Origin of the sequence: Pedobacter sp. HMWF019 (assembly GCF_003061025.1) — a bacterium.
Taxonomy (GTDB): Bacteria; Bacteroidota; Bacteroidia; order Sphingobacteriales; family Sphingobacteriaceae; genus Pedobacter.
In genome coordinates, this window is sequence record NZ_QAIL01000031.1 from 1 (window position 1) to 20,980 (window position 20,980).

Genomic DNA, 20,980 nt, shown 5'->3' on the forward strand with positions numbered 1-20,980 from the left:
GCCCCTTTTCATTAAATTAACGCTCTCGATGTAAACGTAAAATTTTTTTCTGATATTTTGAAATTAATTTTTGTTTTTTTTATAAAAGGGGGTAAAGAATAATCATTGAGCTTTAACGAGCTCGACACGACCAGACATACCTTCAAAATTATTTGAAGTTGCCTAATTCTTTGCCACCTATTTTGTACCTGCTGGTACATTAAGTCTTTGTAACTTTGGCTTTAGAATGCGGATTGTTCAATTGAACGGGAGTGTTTTCCGAAGGAATAGCGATAGATCACCGAACAAACAGCGACCTATCCATAAGTGAGGTATAAGCATGGCAGTTTGTGTTTCTTGCTGAAATTTTGCGTTGAAATAAATATAAAGTTTATGTTGAACTATTGGTATAAAAGAAAATTTAAATTAGGAGACCGTATAAAAAAGAAATCCCTGGTTTTTTCCGGCCTACAACAGATAGCTAACAGTTAGGTAATGGATTGGACTTAGATTCGTATTGTATTCGATGAAATGGCTATTTATCCCTAATGAATTGGTCATAGCGGCCGATAATCCCAATCATCTGGCTACAGAGATGCAATACACATCATTTTTAAATCAAATCATCACCAATAGTATGGCAAGAATAGCAAAAGGAGTTTCTGATGCGTTTTCGGGAAAACCGTGCCCATAGTGCTATTGTATCAGTGGAGCAGCGTGTTTCATTTATTGCTTTCTTAATACTTATTGGTAAATTCGCTATTAATGAAAAGTATTAAATTAACGTGTCTCCTTTTATCAGTTTTATTATTGAGCCTTAGTTCATTAAAGACACAAGCACAAAGTCATCAGCAACAAAGAAGTGATTCTGTTTTTTTGGCGATAAAGAAATATATTGATCAAAGGAATACAAGTTTAATATACGCTTCGGGGAGCGAAGCGTATAAAAAGGTTGTTAATGAAAAAAATCTGAATGTTTTTTTTGAAAAGGAAATATATCCTTTAGGGAGAATTAAACTGTCGTCGTTTGATGGTTTAGATAATGCCATTAGCAGATATAAATTGGTGTTTGAATCCGGAAAACTGGTATTTTCTTTTGCGCTTGAGAAGGAGAATAAATTTAATTCTATCACTTTTACTCCGTTTAAATCAATCATTTTTAATAAGCCGGTACCTGTTGCTACCTCCAACATTTTAAAATCTGTACTAGACAGGCAGGTAGATTCTATTGCCAGACAGTACATTCAGAAGTCTAATACTGTGGGATTAAGTATTGGAATTTTAAATAATGGTATGATGCAAACTTATGGCTATGGAGAAATAGAGAAGGGAAAGGGTAAACTTCCTGATGCCAATACGATTTTTGAAATAGGTTCTATTACCAAAACTTTTACGGCAATTATATTGGCTTATTATGCTAATGAGGGCAAAATTAGGTTAAGCGATCCCATCACCGAGTATTTACCAGATTCGCTATCTGCAAATCCTGAACTTCAAAAAATCAAAATTATTAACTTAAGTAATCATACTTCAGGATTGCCTTCTCTGCCTGCCAATTTTGAATATAGGGGAATGGATAGGCTTAATCCATATAAGTCCTACAATGAAAAGATGCTCCTTGCTAATCTTAAGACCTGTAAATTGAGATCTGTTCCTGGTGAAGTGTATGCTTATTCAAATCAAGCGATGGGTTTACTTGGTGTAATTTTGGAAAGGGTATCTGGGAAAACATATGAACAGCTTGTACAACATGTGATTACTGGTCCGTTAAAGATGAGCAGTACTTATCAGCAGTTACCACCTTTGTTATCAAGTCGTTTTGTTAAGGTTTATGATGCCGATGGTGATGAGACAAAACCCTGGGATTTTGATGCTCTTGCTGCTTGTGGATGTCTTCATTCTACCGTTAATGATTTGCTGCTTTATGCAAAAGCGAATATAAAATGTGAATCTTCTTCTTTGTCTAGTGCTTTCGGCTTAAGCCACCAGGTCACTTTTTCGAAGGGTCCAGTAGTGGGCCTGGGCTGGCATCTATATCAGGTAAAGGATGATAAATATTACTGGCATAATGGGGGAACTGGTGGGTGCAGAAGCTTTCTGATCTTTAATATAGAGAAGGAAATTGCCGTGGCGGTGATTTCGAATGCTGAGGTTGACGTTGATGGTGTGGCCAGGGGTATTTTAAAGAAACTGCGTTCTTCTTGATTACATAAGTGAAAAATAGGTTTTCATGAACGAGTCTCAGAACCTGTAAGGTTCAGCGAGATCAGAAAATCTATTTTTCTTGTGCAAACCAGGGAAGGTGCAGATTTAGCAAAGGAAACCACCGCCCAGAAGGTCATTGCCTTCATAGAATACAGCGGATTGACCTGGAGCAATTGCAGACACAGAATGGTCAAATACTACCCTCATTTTATCATTTTCCTGCACAATAGTACTTAACATCCCTGCATCTTTATAACGGATTTTGGTAATCACGTTATCCATTGGATCGTTAATGTTAGCGTATTTAACCAGGTTGATATTGCGCACCATAGCTTCCCGTCTTTCCAGCTCGTCTGCACGACCTAGAACTACAGTATTGCTTTCTGGTAAGATCTGGGTAACAAACATAGGCTCGCCAAAAGCGATACCTAGGCCTTTACGTTGCCCGATGGTATAGAATGGATAACCTTTGTGTTGTCCCACAATCATACCGTTGCTCAGAATAAAATTTCCGCCGGCAACTTTTTCTTCCAGATCTTCTACTTTATGTTTTAGGAAAGCTCTGTAGTCGTTATCTGGTACAAAGCATATTTCATAGCTTTCGCTTTTTTTGGCAAGTTCTTCCTGTCCCATATCGAGTGCCATTTGACGGATCTCAGATTTGGCAAAGGAACCTAATGGAAACTGTGTTCTCGATAGGTTTTCCTGTGATACGCCCCAGAGCACATAACTCTGGTCTTTGTTTTCATCATGACCTTTGGAAATCACGTATCTGCCGCTGTCTTGTTGTCTGATGTTGGCATAGTGACCTGTGGCAATAAACTCACAGTCTAGCTTATTGGCGCGTTTTAACAAGGCTTCCCATTTAATATGGGTATTGCAAAGTACACATGGGTTTGGGGTACGTCCGGCAAGGTATTCATCAACAAAATTGTCAATGACATAATCACCAAATTCATCCCTGATGTCAAGAATATAATGAGGGAAGCCGTAATTTACGGCCAGTGTACGGGCATCGTTAATGCTGTCCAGGCTGCAACACCCAGTTTCCTTGCTGCTGCTTCCGGAAGTGGCATAGTCCCAGGTCTTCATAGTTAGGCCAATTACCTCATATCCCTGTTCGTGTAACATCACTGCTGCTACTGAACTGTCCACACCGCCACTCATGGCTACTAAAATTCTGCCTCTTTTACTCATTGTCTTTTTATCAAATGCAAAAGTAATTTTTTTAATGCAAAAAAAGGCGCTTCTGAAGTCAGTTCCTTGTAAAATGACATTTGGAGGGCTAAATATTATGAGGTGTTTTGGAATATATAGAGAATATAGTTCTGGTTTAGAAGGGCATTTCAGGTTTATTTCCAGAATGAACGGATAGGGCTTTCTCTTTTCAAATATCTTTTAATATTTGCGATTAACATACAAATATGTTGATTTAAGTAAATATTTAGATAAATATGAAAAAATTAAATGTAGCATGAGAGAATTGAAGATTACACAAAGTATTACTAAAAGGGAATCCGAATCTTTAGATGTATACCTGAATGAGATTGGGAGGTTCGAACTTTTAACAGCTGATGAGGAATGCATTTTGGCAAAGAAGGTAAGAGAAGGGGACCAGGAGGCTCTTTGTAAGCTTATTGTTTCTAATCTTAGGTTTGTGGTTTCAGTGGCGAAGCAATATCAGCACCGGGGAATGGCTTTGATAGATTTGATCAATGAAGGTAACCTCGGGCTCATTAAAGCGGCAAAGCGGTTTGATGAAACCAAGGGCTTTAAGTTTATTTCTTTTGCGGTATGGTGGATCAGACAAAATATTCTGCAGGCTCTGGGAGACCAGACACGCACGGTCAGGCTTCCGCTAAATCAGGTAAGTAATATTACGAAATTGAATAATGTTATACAGCGACTGGAACAACAGCTGGAACGGGTTCCCACGGCTGAAGAATTGGCCGAGCAATCAGGAATTGCAAAAGAAAGTGTAGAGGACTATCTGGTGAATGCCAGGTTACCAATTTCTATCGATGCCATAGCGGATTCTGAGATAGGGAGTTCTTTACTCGATATATTGAGAGATTATCGGTATGCACCGGATAAAGGTATGGATGTGGAGTCTTTGCAAGGTTTCATTGACCGGATAATGTCTGTTTTGTCTCCAAGAGAGAGATATATACTGACCGTAAATTTTGGTTTAGGAAATACGGAACCTGTTCAGCTGCAGGATATAGCAAGGACTTTAGGTATTGGGAAGGAGCGTGTGCGGCAACTTCGTGAAATTGCACTTAGAAAGTTACGGGCAAATGCAAGTATCTTTAGGAATAAGCTATAGTTTCCTGATCAGCATAACCTAATCAGGAAACTATTTAAACAAAAGCGGGTACACGCTCAGCAGGATCGTTTCCCTGTATCTGGTTTTTTCTTACATCGGAAACTTCTTTTGGTTTTTTATCGACCAATGCGTTAATTCCTGTAGCTCCGTTATACAGGAGAAAACCACCTAATAGAACTTCCTGTATACCCATAGCAGGAGTTTTATAAATTGTGCGTATTCCTCTTTGAAAGATATAAGCACCTGCAATAACCGATACAATTCGTTTGCCTATTTCCAACTCTTTGCTATCACCACTATTTAACAGAAGCGTTTTTCCAGTAAAAATTGCAAGTTTATGTTTTAAAATTCTTAACATTCGTTCTCAATTTAATCTTTAAATTTAACACCGCTAAGCCACATTTTGTTTGCCGAAACGGGTAATTTCTAGAATTCTGATTTTTATGTACTTCTATTTGAAGTAATTAATTTTCGCTTGTACTTAAGCGCTCCAGGATCAGTTTAATCGCATTTTCGACCACTTTTTGTGGTTCTTTGCTAAACTCAAAATTTACCCTACTGGCCAGAATGGCATTAATAGACAGCGCCTTATGGCCAAGTGTTTTAGCAAGGGCATAGATGCCAGCTGTTTCCATTTCTAAATTGGTAATGCGGTAAGGCCCTTGTTTAAAGCTATTGATCATCTGGATGAAGTTGGGTACGGCATTTTTTGCTCTGACCTGTCTGCCCTGTGGTGCGTAAAAGCCAGGGGCAGTTACTGTTATACCTTGTGGAAGGTCTTTTCCAATGGTATGCAGCAATTGCGGGCTGGCAGCAGTGAGGTAAGGATGGATGTTTTTCAGATGGGCAAAATGTGTTTTGATGTTATCCAGTAAACTGTGTTCTTCTCCAGTGTGTTCCTGAACATAATAATTCATCAGTGCATCAAGTCCGAGCCCGAAAGAGGAAGCCAAAATAGTTCCCATGGCCAGATCGGGTTGTACAGCGCCTGAGGTACCTATGCGAATGATGTTTAAGGAGGTCAGATCTTTTTTTATTTCTCGGGATTCGAGGTTTATATTTACCAGAGCATCTAATTCATTGATGACAATATCTATGTTATCTGTACCGATGCCGGTTGACAAAACGGTTAAACGTTTCTGTCCAAGGTAGCCGGTATGGGTGATGAACTCTCTTTTTCCTTTTTTGAGTTCTATTCGATCAAAATATTTGCTGATTTCCGAAACGCGGTCTGGATCTCCAACAGTTATAATGGTATTTGAGATGTCTTCAGGTCTTAAATTGAGGTGATAAACGCTTCCGTCTTCATTGATCACTAAGTCTGATTCTGATAATTTGCTCATCGTATATAGAGTTAATTTTGTTAAATGGTACTGAGGTAGGTTGTTTTTACACTTTCTATGCTTTCTAAACGGTCAATGACCTTATTTAGTTTTAGCTTCCGGATTTCAATGTCCATGCTACAGCTGGTGTCGAAGGATTGCTGTTTAACAGTTAAGTCTTCATCTTTGATTACTTTCATCACGTCATTCATGCTAAGGTATTCAAAAGTGATCCTGTATATGTCATTGACAGTTTTTTGAACTTTTACGGCATGGTCCAGCGCATCTATGGTGGCATTTTTATAAGCATTGATCAGGCCAGGTACGCCTAAAAGTGTTCCTCCGAAATAGCGGACTACGACCACCAGGAGGTTGGTGAGGTCTGCAGACAACAACGTATTTAATATAGGCCTTCCTGCTGTTCCTGATGGTTCTCCATCGTCGTTTAGCCTGAATACGCTTCTGTCTGGACTTAAACGTAATGCCCAGCAGAAATGCCTGGCTTTGGCGTGTTCAGATCTGAGGTTAAGCAGAATTGATTTTACTTCATCTTCGCTGCTGATGGGATAAGCATAGCCAATAAACTTGCTTCCTTTATCTTTAAAAAGTCCTTCTGATGGCTGTTCAATGGTGTTATAGGTGTCTTCAAAAAGCATGTAACTGAGCTAAGGTGATCAAAATAATAGAGGCGAGGGCCAGCAGGAGTCCGATATAATTGATTTTGATGAACTTTTCTTTAAAGATGATCAGTCCAATTAGACTGCCTAGAATAATAACGCCCATATTCATGGCTGCAAATACGGTTGAGGGATTACTGGCCAATGCCTGGTGGGCTTTAAGGTAAAAAAAGATATTGCCAAAATTGAAGGCACCCAGGATACAGCCGCATAAAAAATTGACCAGTTCCAGCTTCTGCTTTTTTACGATGGCCAGATAGCCAATAGCGATTAGGGAAATGACAAATGAAAGTCCAAATACCAATACTAATGAAGTGGTGAAGGGCATGGATTGTACCTGGGCTATTTTTTTAAACAAAACGTCGATGACGCCGAAGCCTATAAATACCACTGTTGGATAGACCCAGTCGGAAATTTGACCACTGCTTCTCTTACCTTGTTTTTTAAATAAGGTAAGGAGTATTGCAATTATTCCGGTGAGCAGGCCTGCAAGTTTTAATCCGCTGATGTTCTCTTTAAACAGGAAATAGGACGCAAGTATAGGGATAAAAAGAGACAGGCGCTGGGCAATGTCTGATTTTGCAATTCCAATATTTTTGATTGACGCAGCGAGTATCCAGAAGACAACGGGCAATAAAATACCAAGCCCCATATAGACTGGCGATGGTGCCTGGAGCAGGTCTCCTAACTTTGGTCTGAAAAACACCAGGCTAAATAAGATAGCGAACAGATAATTCCAGGTAACTGCCTGGATCACATTGATCTTATATCGCTTGGCGAGTTTTAGAAAAACGGCTACAGTAACACTGCAAAAAATACTTAAGAGTATGTATATCATTAGGATGACGTATTTTTATATAGAATGAGTTGATCTTCATTTATTGGAGAGACACTTATAATATTTCCATTGATCCGAGGTGCGGAAATCCCTGATCCCCAACTTACAGTGGATGTTAAAACCCGTGCTTCATCCCATAAATTTGATGAGAGGAACTGATTTAAGATATTGGCGCCGCCTTCAATCATGATCGATTGTATATCCATCAAGTAAAGCTGGAAGGCAATTTTTTGTGGCAGGTAGAATTGCATATCTTCCATTTGAACGTAATGCAGGTTGTTAATTACATCTGTTTTTAACTCATTGAAAATAATTGTTTTAACTACATTGTTGTAAATATTTTTATCAGATGGAATTTCGAGATTTTTATCGATAATGATCCGGATAGGGTTTTTTCCATGCCACGCTCTGGTGGTGAGCTCGGGATTATCCGTCAGTACGGTTTTTTTGCCAACCAGAATGGCATCTTCTTCACTTCGCCATTTATGAACCAGCTTTTTGGAAAGTGCACCTGTGATCCATTGCATGGAAGGTGTTAAGGGTGCAAAAAAACCATTGGCTGTTTGAGCCCATTTTAAAATGATGTAGGGGCGTTGTTTTTCTATTCTGGTGAAAAAACGTCTGTTGAGCTGTCTGCATTGTTCTTCAAGAACGCCGTGGATGACTTCTATACCGGCATTTTTCAACTTGAATATACCTTTGCCATTTACATCGGGGAATGGGTCTCTGTTGCCTATGACTACCTTTTTGACTTGATGTTTGATCAGCAGATCGGCACAGGGTGGGGTTTTACCAAAATGTGCGCATGGCTCCAGGCTTACATATACTGTGGCTTCTTTCAACAGGCTTTCGGCTTGTTCGCCATATTTTTCTAATACAGAATGAATGGCGTTCACTTCTGCGTGTGCCTGCCCGATTTTTTGGTGATAACCTTCACCAATAATTTTATGATTGTTAATGATGACGCAGCCGACCATTGGGTTTGGGCTTACAGAAGCCATTCCTAATTCTGCCAGTTCCAGGCATCGCTGCATATATATTTCATCTCTCATTAGGGCAAAAGTAAGGTATATTGTTTGATTTAGTTACTTTTACAGGCCATGAATTTTAAAGAACTAAGAGACCTTTTTATTAGTGAAGGCGCCGAATTTTATAACCAAGAAGAGGCTTCTGCATTGTTTTACAGGATGCTAGACCAGCTGCTGGGCTGGAGCAGAACGAAAGCGATGACTAGTCTGGATACAGATATTGAGGCATCTGACTTACCCAAATACCTGGAAGTTTTGGAAAAACTGAAGACCGGAAAGCCTATTCAGTATATTTTCGAAGAGACATGGTTTTATGGATTCCCTTTCAAAGTGAATTCTGCGGTATTGATTCCCCGGCCGGAAACAGAAGAACTGGTTTATTGGATTATTGAAGAGTTGAAAGGCGCGAATCGGAATGAGGGAAGTTTGCTGGATATAGGTACCGGGAGTGGTTGCATTGCTGTTGCGTTGAAGAAATCATTGGATGGTTTCCATGTTTCTGCTTTGGATGTTTCTGTAGATGCACTTGAAGTTGCTCAGTATAACGCTGCTATGAATAAGGTAGTTGTGAATTTTATAGAGGCTGATATCCTGTTATATTCCGGGACTGAAAGTTTTGATCTTATTGTGAGTAATCCTCCTTATATCAAGGAGGATGAAAAGCCAGAGATGCATGAAAATGTTTTGGCCCACGAGCCTCATCGTGCTCTTTTTGTAAGTAATGAGAACCCATTGATTTTTTATAAAGCCATCGCTAATTTTGCGCTGGTGCATTTGAATCCGCAGGGCTTACTCTTTTTTGAAATCAATGAATATCTTGGAAAGGAAACGGTTGAAATGCTGGAGTTCAAAGGTTTTACGAGAATTACGCTTAAAAAGGATATGCAGGGTAAGGATAGAATGGTGAGTTGTATGCGATAATATATTGTCTTCTAGTTTCTTGGATGGAATTGAGTAATGATACCTTGCAGGTAATCTCTGTCCAGGTGGGTATAGATTTCTGTTGTAGTGATATTGGAATGTCCCAGCATTTCCTGTACTGCACGCAGGTCTGCACCTCCTTCTACTAAATGTGTTGCAAATGAATGTCTTAAGGTGTGCGGGCTGATGCTTTTATTTAGGCCAATTCGCTCTGCCAGACCCTTGATCATGGTAAAAACGGATATTCTGGACAGACTTGTGCCTGTTCTGTTGAGAAAAATAAAATCTTCGTTCCCTTTTTTAATGTTCAGGTGTACTCTAATCTCTGTGATGTAAATACGAATGAGATGAAGCGCAGTTGTTCCTATTGGAATGATCCTTTCCTTATTTCCTTTACCGGTTACTTTAATAAACTCGGATTCAAAGTTGAGGTCGGAGATTTTTAAGCCAACCAGTTCTGAAACCCGAAGCCCACAACCGTAGAGTACTTCTATAATAGCCTTGTTCCTCATGCCTTCGGGCTTCGAGGCATCAATTGCTCCAATCAGTTCATTAATTTCGTGTATGGTTAACACGTCTGGCAGCTTTCTCCGGACCTTTGGGGTTTCGAGCAGTTCTGAGGGATCACTCTGGATGAGATTTTCCAGGAGAAGGTAGCCAAAATAAGCTTTTAAACCTGAAATGATTCTTGCTTGTGTATTGGGAAGTACGCCCAGTTCATGAAGCCAGACTAAGAATGTTTTTAAATGTTCGGTATGGATTTCTTTGACCTGCAGATTGAGATTTGCTGCGTCCAGGTACTGGGTGAGTTTGGCGACATCGTTCAGATAGGCATCAACTGAATTTCCGGAAAGCGCACGTTCCAGTTTGAGGTAGCTTTTGAATTCTTTTAGGTAGGGACGGATTATCACACAAAAATTTTATACTGTAAATTTTTACTATTATGTTTGACGGGATGAAGATACAAATTATAAATGGACCAAATCTGAACCTTTTAGGGGTACGCGAGCCTGGTGTTTACGGTAACGAGAGCTTTGAAAGCTATCTGGTGCGATTGACGGAACACTATAAAGAGGTTGATATCCATTATTATCAGAGCAATGTAGAAGGGGAACTGATCAATAAACTGCATGAAACTGGTTTTTCATTTGATGGTATTATTTTGAATGGAGGTGGGTATACGCATACTTCTGTTGCGATTTCTGATGCGATTGCAGCCATAAACACTCCGGTTATAGAAGTGCATATTTCTAATATTTACGCGAGAGAGGAATATCGCCATGTTTCCATTACGGGCAAAAACTGCAAAGGTATTTTAACCGGATTTGGGATGGACGGTTACAGGCTGGCCATAGAGCACCTGATCCAGCCATTATAAGGTTATTTGAATTCGATACCGCTGAATTTTCTGATTTTCTTAATGAAAAAGCTGTAAACAATACTGGAATGCAGTACGCCTGTATGTTGTTTATAGGGAATTTGTTTAGCTGTTCTTTTTTTGCGTGTTGCAGAAAGATGTTTGAAAAAGTGAAAATGAGCTTTGGATACGGCCATTGCAAATTTTACTTCTCCTTTTAACAGGAAATGGAGCAATGCAGCAAAATCAATGAAAAAGCGGATAAATATCCTTGAAAACACTTCTGGTGCGGGAAGGTTTTTTTGCATGATCATCAGGTTATTCCTGAAATTCAAATAGGTTTTAAATGGATTAGTGGCGTTTAACGAACCACCACCTACGTGATAAACTTCGGCATCCGGGCAGAACATGACTTTATAACCCAGGTTTTTTAGTCTCCAGCAGAGGTCAATTTCCTCCATATGGGCAAACAGAGCTGCATCTAATCCTCCGGTTTGTGTCCAATACTTGCTTTTTATAAAAAAAGCTGCACCGCTGGCCCAAAAGATTTCCAATGTATTGTTGTATTGTCCCTGATCACTTTCTATGGCATCAAAAATTCTTCCGCGGCAAAAGGGAAAGGCATATTTGTCTAAAAATCCGCCTGCGGCTCCTGCGTATTCAAATTGGTTTTTATCTTTCTGCCATTTGATTTTTGGTTGCGCAGCTGCAATGCTCGGGTCGCTTTCCATCAGGCTAACGACCGGGCTGATCCAGTTTCGCGGTACTTCTACATCAGAATTTAAGAGGATGAAATAGTCTGCTTTTACTTGTTCAAGAACTTTATTGTAGCCCCCGGCAAATCCGTAGTTCTGATCATTCTGTATAATCTGGATATCCGGGTAATTTGTTTTAACAAAATCTACGGAGTCGTCTGAGGAGTGGTTATCGCCAACAATGATTTGGAGGTTGCTGTATTTTGATTGGACAACACTGGGCAAAAATTGTTCTAACAATGCCTTTCCATTCCAGTTTAAGATAACAACGGCTACACTTGGCTCCATATTTATGCTGATTGTTGTTTGTGCTTCCATCTTTTGTGACTCCATAGCCAGTATTGCGGTTCTGCAAGTATGCTCTCTGTTAGTAGTTTAAATTGCTTTTTTGTGATTTCGTGTGTTGCAGTTTCCTTTGGCTCTTCCGACAGAAGGACGCAATCTAATTCATAATATCCTCTTTTGAGTATACGGACTTGGATGTAAAAAATTGCCCTGTCAGTTTGAACTGCAATTTTTTCAGGGCCTGTATAGACAGCTGTTGGTTGATGAAGAAATTCTATCCAGTATTTAGCCTGGTCTGTTTCTGGTGTCTGATCTGAGGCCAGACAAAGTACAGAAGGTGTGTTTCTTGAACTGGCCAGTACTCTTAGGGTTTGTTTCATAGAAACCAGGGTGTTCCCAAACCTGGAGCGCATTTTGTAAAACCAGGCGTCAAAGGCTGGGCTGTGCAGAGGTTTATAAACCACAAATTTTGGACTGGATACTTTGATTCCGAAGGCCAGCATTCCCCATTCCCAGTTTCCATAGTGGGAAGAGCATACGATTACGCTTTTTTTACTGCCGAGTAAGGCTTCAATATGATGGAGATTAGTGAATTTGCATCTTTTTTCCAATTCTGCTTTACCGATCAGCGGCATTTTTATAATTTCAAAGATCAGGTCGCAAAGAAAGCGGTAGAAGCGTTTTTCTGTCACTTTAATTTCATCTATGCTTTTACCAGGAAAGGAGCGTGTCAAATTCTCGCGGACCACATTTTTTCTATAGCCAGTAATATGATAGACGAAATGGTATAAAGCTGTTGAAAAACAATATAATAGGGGCATTGGCAATAGAGCAATGAGGTATAAAAAAAATATACCCATATAAGAAAACCCCTTTTTTATCATTAATTTGGCGAATTGAGAATGCAAACATAAATTAACAAATGCAAAGTCCGGCAACATTTCCACTTTTTTATCTTCCGCCCGTAGGGTATTTTTCAGCACTTAATGCGCATGATTTTAATTTTATAATAGAAAGATTTGAACATTTTCCTAAGCAAACGTATAGGAACAGAGCTAAAATTGCCTCTCCAAACGGAAGTCTGGATTTATATGTTCCTGTGGTTAAGGGCTCAAAAGTGCATACGGTTTATAAAGATGTCAAAATAAGTTACGATTTTAAATGGCAGCGGCTTCACTGGCTTAGTTTACAGACTTCCTACAGGAATTCCGCTTACTTTGAGTACTATGAAGATGAGCTTTCCCGTTTTTATACGCAGAAATTTGACTTCCTGTTTGATTACAACCTGGAGATTTTTGAATGGATTCTGCAAAAATTAAAAAAGCCTGCGGAATTGTCTTTTACGGAAGAGTACATTAAAAATATAGGTGCAGAGCTGGATTACAGGGACAGGCTGAGTTTTAAAAATCCATCACAGGTTCATCCGGCTAAGCCTTATTTCCAGGTTTTTGAAGATAGGACTGGTTTTATTGAAAACCTGAGTGTGGTGGATTTGTTATTTAGCCAGGGCCCTCAGGCGAAATTATTCTTTTAACACATATGGGAAAACGCATTAAGTCAAAGAGAAAAAGAAAGCATTACTCTTTACCAGTAGTGGGCTCCAGTCCAGGTCAAGTCTATATTGATGAGCATTCGCTGGAACCGAAAGTGACTGTTCATGCATTTAACGCTGGCGAATATAAGATTGAGGAAACCAATTCTATTGAGCACTTAAGCAAGGTGTTAACGGATAAGAACCTTACTTTTTGGGTGGACATCAGAGGCTTCAAATCTGAAGCGATGTTTGAAACACTGACACGTGATTTTAACGTGAATAAACTGGTATTAGAGGATATTACCAGAACCTATCAGAGACCAAAACAGGAGGAATATGACACCTATGTTTTTGCAGTAAGCAGAATGTTGTTTTTTGATGAGGAGAACAACCTCGAAAATGAACAGATTTCTTTCATTTTGACGGATAATGCGGTTTTTACTTTTCAAGAGGGCTATGAGAATTGTCTTGATCCTGTTCGGAACCGTTTAAAAGCGGGTAAGGGCAATATCCGGGTTTCTGGCAGCAGTTACATCATGTATGCGATTATGGATGTAGTGATTGACAAATACTTTGAAATTCTGAATATTTGGGGAGAAGATCTGGACCAGATCGAAGATCGATTGATTGATAAGCCCGACCGTTCAATCATGTATGATATTCAGGCGGTGAAGAGAAACTTGATTGCCATCAGAAGGGTCGCCTGGCCTGAACGTGATAAATTGAATGATTTTTTAAGAAGCGACAGCCCGTTAATTACGGATCAGACTAAATTATACATTCGGGATGCTTACGACCATTGTATCCAGATTATCGACATTGTAGAGTCTTTAAAGGAAATTTCGGCCAGTAATCTGGACATGTATCTTTCAATCATCAGCAACAGGATGAACGAGATCATGAAGGTTTTAACCATTATGTCTTCGATCTTTATTCCTTTGACCTTTATAGCAGGAATTTACGGGATGAACTTTGCCCGGCAGGATCCTGTTACCGGTAAGTTGATGCCTGATAACATGCCGGAATTGTATGCACAGCATGGCTATTTGTATACCATGATCATTATGGTGGTCATTGCTGTAGTACAGGTGATTTATTTCTGGAGAAAAGGCTGGTTTAAATAGAATAAGAGGGGGATTTAAGCCAAATTATTTTTACATTCGCGATACATGCAATCTTTTGACCTGGATAAGACCGATGTATCTAAGATAAAATCGGCATTAAGTAGTGGGAATGACGAACACTTAAAAGCTGTTCTTGGGGAATATCATGCCTCTGAGATTGCAATTTTATTTGAGAGCATCACTAAAGAGGATCGCCAGCGGATTATTAATCTTCTTCCTGTAGAAATCGCTTCTGAGGTGATCTCAGAGATGCATGAAGAGGCGCATCCTGAGGAACTGCTTTTGCAGTTACATCCGGAAAAACGTACGGAGATTGTTGAAGAGTTGGATTATGATGATGCGACGGATATCATTTCACAACTGGAGGAACACGAACAAAAGGAGATTCTGGGTGATCTGAGTGAGGATGATGCGTCGGAGATCAGGAATTTGCTTCGTTATGATGAGGATACTGCGGGTGGATTGATGAACACGGAGTTTATCCGGATTAATCTGAACCTCACTAAAAAGGATGCGATTGAAGAGATTATCAGGCAGAGCGAGGAGATTGAAGAATTCTATACCATTTTTGTGGTAGACGACCATAATATTTTCCGTGGAATAGTTTCCTTAAAAGATATTATCAAATCAAAGGGAAATGTACATATTACCGAACTGGTTAAAACGGAAGTGGCCTGGGTATATCCGGATATGGACCAGGAAGAGGTGGCTCGTTTAATTTCACAGTACAACATTACCAGTATTCCTGTAGTTGATCATGAAATGCATTTGCTTGGAAGGGTAACATTTGATGATGTTATCGACGTTCTGGAAGATGAGAATACGGAAGATATCTTAAAAATTTCTGGAGTATCAGAAGATGAGGAATTAAGTGGAAACTGGATAGATGCGGTAAAATCAAGGTTGCCCTGGTTAATCATCAATCTGGCTACAGCTTTTCTGGCTTCGGCGGTGGTACGCTATTTTGAGCCTACACTGGAAAAAATAGCGGTTCTGTCTGCTTACATGACTATTATTGCCGGAATGGGTGGAAATGCAGCGACGCAGGCCCTGGCGGTTACCGTACGAAGAATTTCATTGTACGATTTAACAGATAGTCAGGCGTATCGTACGGTATTGAAAGAGTTTACAGTGGGCCTGATTAATGGTGCAGCGACTGGTCTGATTGTATTGGTTTTTGCGCTGTATTTTGACAGTAATCCTTTGCTCGGTGTGGTAATTTTCCTTGCAATGACCGGAAACCTGGTGATCGCCGGTATTACCGGAGCTGGAATTCCATTGATACTGAAAAGGGTAGGGATAGATCCGGCAATTGCTTCCTCTATTATTATTACCACATTTACGGATGTTTTTGGTTTTTTTCTGCTCCTGGGATTGGCGAGCAAATTGTTGTTGTAAAATTCAGGCCTAAGTTTTCTCAGGCCTGAACATATAGGTTTTAAAGTGCTGTTACTCTCGTTTCTATATTGCCTTTAGTTGCTTTGGAATATGGACAGGCCCGGTGGGCTTTATCGGCTAATTGTTGAGCTTCCTGCTGTGAAATTCCCGGAATATGTACATCCAGATCTGCAGACAGTACAAATGCATTTCCATCTTTATTAAAAGAGACATGTACATTGACGGTAGCTTCAGATACATCTACGCCATCATGTTTGGCTACAGAGCCTAAAGCGCCTAAATAACACGGCCCCCAGGCAGCTGCAAATAATTGTTCAGGATTTGTTGCTCCTCCTTGTCCACCCATTTCTTTAGGTTTTCTAAGATCAAATTCGATTTGTCCGTCGCTTGATTTAATATGCCCGTCGCGGCCACCTTTGGCCAGTACTGAGGCCGTATATACTTTTTCCATAATATTAATTTCTATACTAAAGGAACAAAGTAAGGTGGTACTATGTTTTTAGAATCTGATTTTTTCACTCAGTTTATAAATGTCATAAGCTACTTTCTGAATAAGATCGAGAAGATCGCTGATTACCGAAGAATCGTCTTGAGGGATAGGGCCTGTAACTTCTTCCTTAATTCTGATCAAGGGTACATTGCTGATTTCAGCTTTATAGTTTGTTAAGATTTCTGCAGAGAGATTGATCAGGTAAATGGTGTTTTTGATTACAGGTTGTAATTCTTCAAAATTCTTGAAGCTAAATTTATGTTCTTTATTATATAAGGAAAGGGTAGCCGCATAGGAGGATAGAAGATGGTTCAATGCCGTAAACTGGTGCATTTCCTTCATCAGGATTTGCTTGCTCTTAGGCTCAGAAAACATTCTTTGGAAGAGTGAAGCCAGGTTTGCAGAGGTCACGTATACTTCTTTTCGTGCTACTTTATAATTGGTGAGGTTCTGTTCTTCCTGGAAATATAAACTGGTTACCTGTTCAAAATAGTTCACATTCGCTTTTAAGGTCTCGATCATGGCTTCTTTGAGTTTTTCATATTCCCAGTTTGGAAAGAGGAAATAGCTGGCTATCAGAGCAATTCCGCAACCAATAGCGGTATCAATGATCCTCTCGCTGGCCACTGAAAGACCTCCCATACCAAGGAAATCAAAGAGTACCAGGATATAAGGGGTCATAAAAAGAACACTTACAACATAATTTTTGCGCTGGAAGCTGTAACAGCCCACCATACAAACCAGCAGGATGACAAAAAGGGCATGTCTGTCATGTACAAAGGTAAGAATGAGCATTCCAACCAGGGCGCCAATTGTTGTACCAATGATTCTTTGGTAGTTTCGCTGTTTGGTAAGGCTAAAACCGGGTTTTGAGATCACCAGAATGGTAAGCAGGATCCAGTAACTGTGAGAAGAACCCAGGGATTTAGAAACAATATATCCGATCAGCATAACGATGGCAACTCTTATCGAATGCCTGAAGGTTGATGAACTGAATGTTAAATTCTCCAGCATCAATTTTGGATCTATATTTTGCCTGGTAATGAACTTTTCGGTGTCTATTTGCCTGGCTTTAAGGTTTTTCTTCTCGTTTTTATTGAAGTAGCTGTTGATGGTTTTAACTCTGGCCAGGATATTCTCTATATTGACCTCAATATTTTTCAGCGCTACAATGCCCAGGGTATTGTATTGACCATCTATGTTATTAGACTCTAAATCAATGATTTGTGCTTTTAATTTCGCCACCTGTTCGATCAGGAGGGTAGGCAGGCGAGGAGTACCACCTGTTTTCAAGGAAAAAGCAATTTCGTCTAATTCGTCTGCTATGTTATTGATAACCAACTCATAACTGGTCAAAATACCAATGGAATCAAATTGTTCATGCAAGCGTTTGTAATTGTAATAGGTAGACATGATTTGCTCGAATAAATCAACCATATCAACAAAAACCAGCAGTAAAAAACGGCCTTCAGGCGTCGATTCCCTGACAATTTCACGGGTTTTGAACAAAACTTCTCTTACAGCATCTTGTTTTTCATTAACAAGAACCTGCTGTTGAAGCAATATTGCATAATGATCGTCGTAACTGATGTTCTCGTGGTAAAATTTTGCTTTTGCTCTTAAAAATGAGGCAACTTCATATATGGAATCGCTTAAGGTTTGTTGTACGACACGATATGGACGAAGTCTGTAGATGGAATAGCTGAGCAAGGCATACCAAGAGCCGCCACATAAAATGAGTCCTCCATAGCGTAAAACTTCTTGCCATGGCCTGATATCGTCTACACTCAAAACAATAACCAACAAGGATGCCGTTCCAATTGCAGCAGCACGAGTACCATATAGAAAGAACATAGAAAATACAAAACTGCCTAGAGCGAGCAGAATTCCTGTAAAATAAATATTCCGATTGGTTAAGCCGACTAGTATGGATAATACAAATATTAATCCTGTGGTTACAGCCATTGCATTTCTGCGGTGTATAATTGGCCCCGGTGTATCTACAACGCTCACACATAATGCACCTAAGGACAGCGTCATTCCGAATTTAAGCATTCCAAACTGGGCCAGGATTAATGACGGGCATAAAACTCCAAAAGTGATCCGAAGTCCATCAGCAAAATAAGTACTTAATAAAAAATCATGTATATTTCTTATCGGCTTTTGGAACATATGTGGTGTGTGTGTTTGTTATAGCGTCTGAGAACAATCTTTATGCCGATCTGTTTAATTATAATATATGTTATAATTATTATTATGTTAAGTACGGTATTGTTTGTACCATCCTTCCATCGGATTTACTCTAAAATTCTTCTAATTTCCTTTTAAGCTCCTGTGCCTTGTCTAATCTGTTTTTACGAGTATAAATGTCAATTAAAAGCTGAACTGTAGGTCTGTCATTTGGATTGATTTCATGGGCTTGCAGTAACACGAATTCAGCACGGTTGATTAATGCAGAGAATTCTTGTGCGCGTTTTTCTTTATCGCCTTTTAATGCATCATTGGCATTGTTGACATATACAAGTCCTAACTGGTACAATGCGTCAAAATAATTCTGATCCAGCGCAAGTGCTTTTTTATATGCCAATTCCGCTGTAGAATTGTTGGAGCTGATCTGGTATAAATAACCGTATAGAAAATATAACAGTTTGTTTTTGGATTCTATAGTTAATGATTTCTCAATCACCTGCTTGGCTTGATCGTAACGCTCATTGTCGAGTAGCAAGTTGATGTAATTATTATTGAGATATATATTGTATGGATTAACTTTTAGGCCTTCTTCAAGAATTCTGATGGCTGCTTCCTGCTCAAACTTGGAAGTATATATTCCAGCCATGGATTGAAATACCACAGGATTTTTAATGCCATTGTCTTTTGCGCGTTTAAAATAAAACAATGCACTGTTATAATCATTGATATTTTGAGCACTTAGCGCTGTATTGATTGAAATGACGGTGTCTTTTGGGAAAAAATCACTTACCTCTTTCAATAAAGTAAAGGCTGTTTTGAATTCATTGTTATTATAGGCTTTATTTCCTTTTTCTTGTTTCTTTAGGATAATATTGTAATTTGCCGCATCTGTTAATGCTGTATTGCTTTGGAACTTATCCAGTCTTTTTGCAGAATCTAGTGTTTCTACTGCAGTGGCGTAATACTTCTCGGAATTGGTTTCGTCCTGATCAATCAGGGCCACATATGAACTCAGGTAAGATCTAATAGCCCAGGTTTCTGGCCAGTTTTTTGTTTTTTTGTCTGTTTGAGCGCTTTCTGTAGCCTTCAGCCCCTCTCCTACAACAGTCATTTGTTTATTCTTATCCATTCCACTGGCTATAGCTACCTGAAGTTTTCCAACTGCATTTTGGGCTATTTTGATCTGGCTTGTCTGACTAAAACTTTGATAAGATATAAATACTGATGTCGCTATTAAAAAGAAGGATCTGTTTTTCATTGTATATATTTTTTTAATGGTGATGAAGCTACCATGTGCTACCGTTGGGTTTTGAACAAATTTATATAAAAAAAAAGAGGGATGAAATTTATCCCTCTTTTTTGTATTGCTTTATTATAAAACTAAGGTTTTAATTCGTCTAGTTTTTTCTTAACTGCATCATATTTTGCAGTTTCATTTTTAAAAGCATAAACCCTTTTCAATGCTTCCAACGCTGGAGCGTATTTAGGATCCAGTTCGGATGACTTTAGATAGAAAGGTAATGCTTTATCTAAAAGTGTTGTGATCTGCGTAGTCAAAGCATTAGATTCCTTTATTTTTTTAGGATCTATTTTATTCTTTTTGTTTTGGATCTCTACAGCTTGTTGATAATAAACATCGCCTTTAAGGTACTGGTAAGTTGCATTTTTAGGATCTTTCTCAATGAGTTTGTTTAACATCTCTTCTGATTTAGCGATATCTCCTTTGTTGATGTATAACTGTGTTTCAATCTGGATAAAGTTCTCCGCATCAGGATATTTGGCAGATGCTTCTTTTAATAGAGAGATCGCTCCTACAGTATCTTTAACCTCACTCAGGGATAAATTAATGATCTCAGAATACAAATCTTTAGCATTTGGTGTATTGAAATCAATTATTTTTTTGAAATTCCTGATGGCTTCAGGATAGTTTTTGATATTTCTGGCCATGATACCCGCATTCAGGTACATAGAAGTATCGTTAGGATTTTTGGCGGTAGCTTCATTGAAGAATTTCAAAGCAGAAGCAAAATCCTGTTTGTTATATGCAGTGAATGCACGGATTTTAATTGCATTAGTGATATTGGTTTCCGCATTTGCGATATTTGACTTCTCGTCACCTTTTGTATCTAATTCTTTTGCTTTAACTACAGCTTCTTCAGCGATTTTCTGATTGGCGATAGAGTTATCAAAATTTAAGCTGTCTGAGGCAGCAATAGCAGAAGCAAATAACGCACGATAACTCCATGCTTCAACCATGTTTTTGGATTTTTCATTAGCTATAGCGTTATCTGTATGCTTTAATCCAGAATTTAACGCAGCAAGTGTTTTGTCCAGCGCTGGTTTCTGGCTCATGGTAATCTGGAACAGATTCCATTCTTTTTTTGCATCGGCAACTTCACTCTTTTGTGCATTTGCAAGCGTAGCAGCTCCTACAAACAGTATACTAAAAAGTACTTTTTTCATATTAAATGATTGTTTTTAATGGTTATGAGGCTATTCTTTATGTAGAATAGCCTCATTTTTATAGTTATTGAGATTAATTATTCACTTT

21 protein-coding genes are annotated in these 20,980 nt (G+C 39.0%); 8 read left to right on the forward strand and 13 right to left on the reverse strand.

All coding sequences use genetic code 11. The annotated features are described in order from the left end of the window. Positions 1–505: 505 nt before the first annotated feature. Positions 506–673 (forward strand): hypothetical protein, encoded by a 168-nt coding sequence (locus DBR11_RS30060; RefSeq protein WP_158275184.1) that lies wholly within the window; start codon positions 506–508, stop codon positions 671–673. A gap of 71 nt (positions 674–744) precedes the next feature. Further along, a complete protein-coding gene (locus DBR11_RS01805) occupies positions 745–2,184 on the forward strand; it encodes a serine hydrolase (protein WP_108549900.1) in 1,440 nt (479 codons plus the stop codon). A 105-nt stretch (positions 2,185–2,289) separates the two neighbouring features. Here the strand turns inward: DBR11_RS01805 and mnmA are convergent, their stop codons facing one another. After that, a complete protein-coding gene (mnmA, locus tag DBR11_RS01810; RefSeq protein ID WP_108549901.1) occupies positions 2,290–3,381 on the reverse strand; it encodes a tRNA 2-thiouridine(34) synthase MnmA in 1,092 nt (363 codons plus the stop codon). Positions 3,382–3,658: 277 nt separating this feature from the next. Here mnmA and DBR11_RS01815 point away from each other — a divergent pair, with 277 nt between their 5' ends. Further along, entirely contained in the window at positions 3,659–4,510 is an 852-nt protein-coding gene (locus DBR11_RS01815) for an RNA polymerase sigma factor RpoD/SigA (protein ID WP_108549902.1), read from the forward strand. A 34-nt stretch (positions 4,511–4,544) separates the two neighbouring features. On the opposite strand, the gene DBR11_RS01820 is transcribed toward DBR11_RS01815, so the two are convergent. From DBR11_RS01820 to ribD, 5 genes are all read right to left on the reverse strand, one after another. Continuing rightward, positions 4,545–4,868, reverse strand: coding sequence for a hypothetical protein (locus tag DBR11_RS01820; protein ID WP_108549903.1), 324 nt, complete (start codon positions 4,866–4,868; stop codon positions 4,545–4,547). 106 nt (positions 4,869–4,974) lie between these two features. Next, entirely contained in the window at positions 4,975–5,853 is an 879-nt protein-coding gene (locus DBR11_RS01825; protein WP_108549904.1) for a nucleoside phosphorylase, read from the reverse strand. A gap of 20 nt (positions 5,854–5,873) precedes the next feature. Further along, entirely contained in the window at positions 5,874–6,488 is a 615-nt protein-coding gene (locus DBR11_RS01830; protein ID WP_108549905.1) for a YigZ family protein, read from the reverse strand. Then, complete coding sequence (locus tag DBR11_RS01835) at positions 6,478–7,347, reverse strand: EamA family transporter (protein WP_108549906.1); 870 nt, start codon at positions 7,345–7,347, stop codon at positions 6,478–6,480. The genes DBR11_RS01830 and DBR11_RS01835 overlap by 11 nt, the downstream gene beginning before the upstream one ends. Continuing rightward, positions 7,347–8,399 (reverse strand): bifunctional diaminohydroxyphosphoribosylaminopyrimidine deaminase/5-amino-6-(5-phosphoribosylamino)uracil reductase RibD, encoded by a 1,053-nt coding sequence (gene ribD, locus DBR11_RS01840; RefSeq protein WP_108549907.1) that lies wholly within the window; start codon positions 8,397–8,399, stop codon positions 7,347–7,349. Before ribD ends, DBR11_RS01835 begins: the two co-directional genes overlap by 1 nt. A 48-nt stretch (positions 8,400–8,447) precedes the next feature. On the opposite strand from ribD, the gene prmC reads away from it, so the two are divergent. Next, on the forward strand, positions 8,448–9,296 hold the full coding sequence (gene prmC, locus DBR11_RS01845) for a peptide chain release factor N(5)-glutamine methyltransferase (RefSeq protein WP_108549908.1): 849 nt from the start codon (positions 8,448–8,450) through the stop codon (positions 9,294–9,296). 11 nt (positions 9,297–9,307) lie between these two features. On the opposite strand, the gene xerD is transcribed toward prmC, so the two are convergent. Beyond that, positions 9,308–10,207, reverse strand: a complete 900-nt coding sequence (gene xerD, locus DBR11_RS01850; protein ID WP_108549909.1) for a site-specific tyrosine recombinase XerD — start codon at positions 10,205–10,207, stop codon at positions 9,308–9,310. A 44-nt stretch (positions 10,208–10,251) separates the two neighbouring features. On the opposite strand from xerD, the gene aroQ reads away from it, so the two are divergent. After that, on the forward strand, positions 10,252–10,674 hold the full coding sequence (aroQ, locus tag DBR11_RS01855) for a type II 3-dehydroquinate dehydratase (RefSeq protein ID WP_108549918.1): 423 nt from the start codon (positions 10,252–10,254) through the stop codon (positions 10,672–10,674). Positions 10,675–10,676: 2 nt separating this feature from the next. Here the strand turns inward: aroQ and DBR11_RS01860 are convergent, their stop codons facing one another. Both DBR11_RS01860 and DBR11_RS01865 read right to left on the reverse strand, forming a co-directional pair. Continuing rightward, positions 10,677–11,726: a glycosyltransferase family 2 protein gene (locus DBR11_RS01860; protein WP_233260613.1), complete on the reverse strand. Its 1,050-nt coding sequence runs from the start codon at positions 11,724–11,726 to the stop codon at positions 10,677–10,679. Further along, positions 11,699–12,553 (reverse strand): lysophospholipid acyltransferase family protein, encoded by an 855-nt coding sequence (locus tag DBR11_RS01865; protein WP_233260614.1) that lies wholly within the window; start codon positions 12,551–12,553, stop codon positions 11,699–11,701. The genes DBR11_RS01860 and DBR11_RS01865 overlap by 28 nt, the downstream gene beginning before the upstream one ends. Before the next feature lie 62 nt (positions 12,554–12,615). Between DBR11_RS01865 and DBR11_RS01870 the strand changes: the two genes are divergently transcribed. From DBR11_RS01870 to mgtE, 3 genes are read left to right on the forward strand one after another with little or no spacing between them, the layout of a single operon-like run. Then, positions 12,616–13,227 carry a WbqC family protein gene (locus DBR11_RS01870; protein ID WP_108549911.1) on the forward strand — a complete coding sequence of 204 codons (612 nt, stop codon included), beginning with the start codon at positions 12,616–12,618 and terminating at the stop codon, positions 13,225–13,227. Positions 13,228–13,232: 5 nt separating this feature from the next. Next, positions 13,233–14,351 carry a magnesium/cobalt transporter CorA gene (gene corA, locus DBR11_RS01875; RefSeq protein WP_108549912.1) on the forward strand — a complete coding sequence of 373 codons (1,119 nt, stop codon included), beginning with the start codon at positions 13,233–13,235 and terminating at the stop codon, positions 14,349–14,351. A gap of 45 nt (positions 14,352–14,396) precedes the next feature. After that, positions 14,397–15,749, forward strand: coding sequence for a magnesium transporter (gene mgtE, locus DBR11_RS01880; RefSeq protein ID WP_108549913.1), 1,353 nt, complete (start codon positions 14,397–14,399; stop codon positions 15,747–15,749). Between the two features lie 40 nt (positions 15,750–15,789). Here mgtE and DBR11_RS01885 read toward each other — a convergent pair whose 3' ends face one another. The 4 genes from DBR11_RS01885 to DBR11_RS01900 form a co-directional block, all read right to left on the reverse strand. Further along, the gene (locus DBR11_RS01885) at positions 15,790–16,200 is read right to left on the reverse strand and encodes an organic hydroperoxide resistance protein (RefSeq protein ID WP_108549914.1); all 411 of its coding nucleotides are present in this window, start codon (positions 16,198–16,200) and stop codon (positions 15,790–15,792) included. Between the two features lie 48 nt (positions 16,201–16,248). After that, a complete protein-coding gene (locus DBR11_RS01890; protein ID WP_108549915.1) occupies positions 16,249–18,411 on the reverse strand; it encodes an FUSC family membrane protein in 2,163 nt (720 codons plus the stop codon). Between the two features lie 130 nt (positions 18,412–18,541). Continuing rightward, the gene (locus DBR11_RS01895; RefSeq protein WP_108549916.1) at positions 18,542–19,687 is read right to left on the reverse strand and encodes a lipopolysaccharide assembly protein LapB; all 1,146 of its coding nucleotides are present in this window, start codon (positions 19,685–19,687) and stop codon (positions 18,542–18,544) included. A 122-nt stretch (positions 19,688–19,809) separates the two neighbouring features. Next, complete coding sequence (locus DBR11_RS01900; protein WP_108549917.1) at positions 19,810–20,892, reverse strand: tetratricopeptide repeat protein; 1,083 nt, start codon at positions 20,890–20,892, stop codon at positions 19,810–19,812. Between the last annotated feature and the right edge of the window lie 88 nt (positions 20,893–20,980).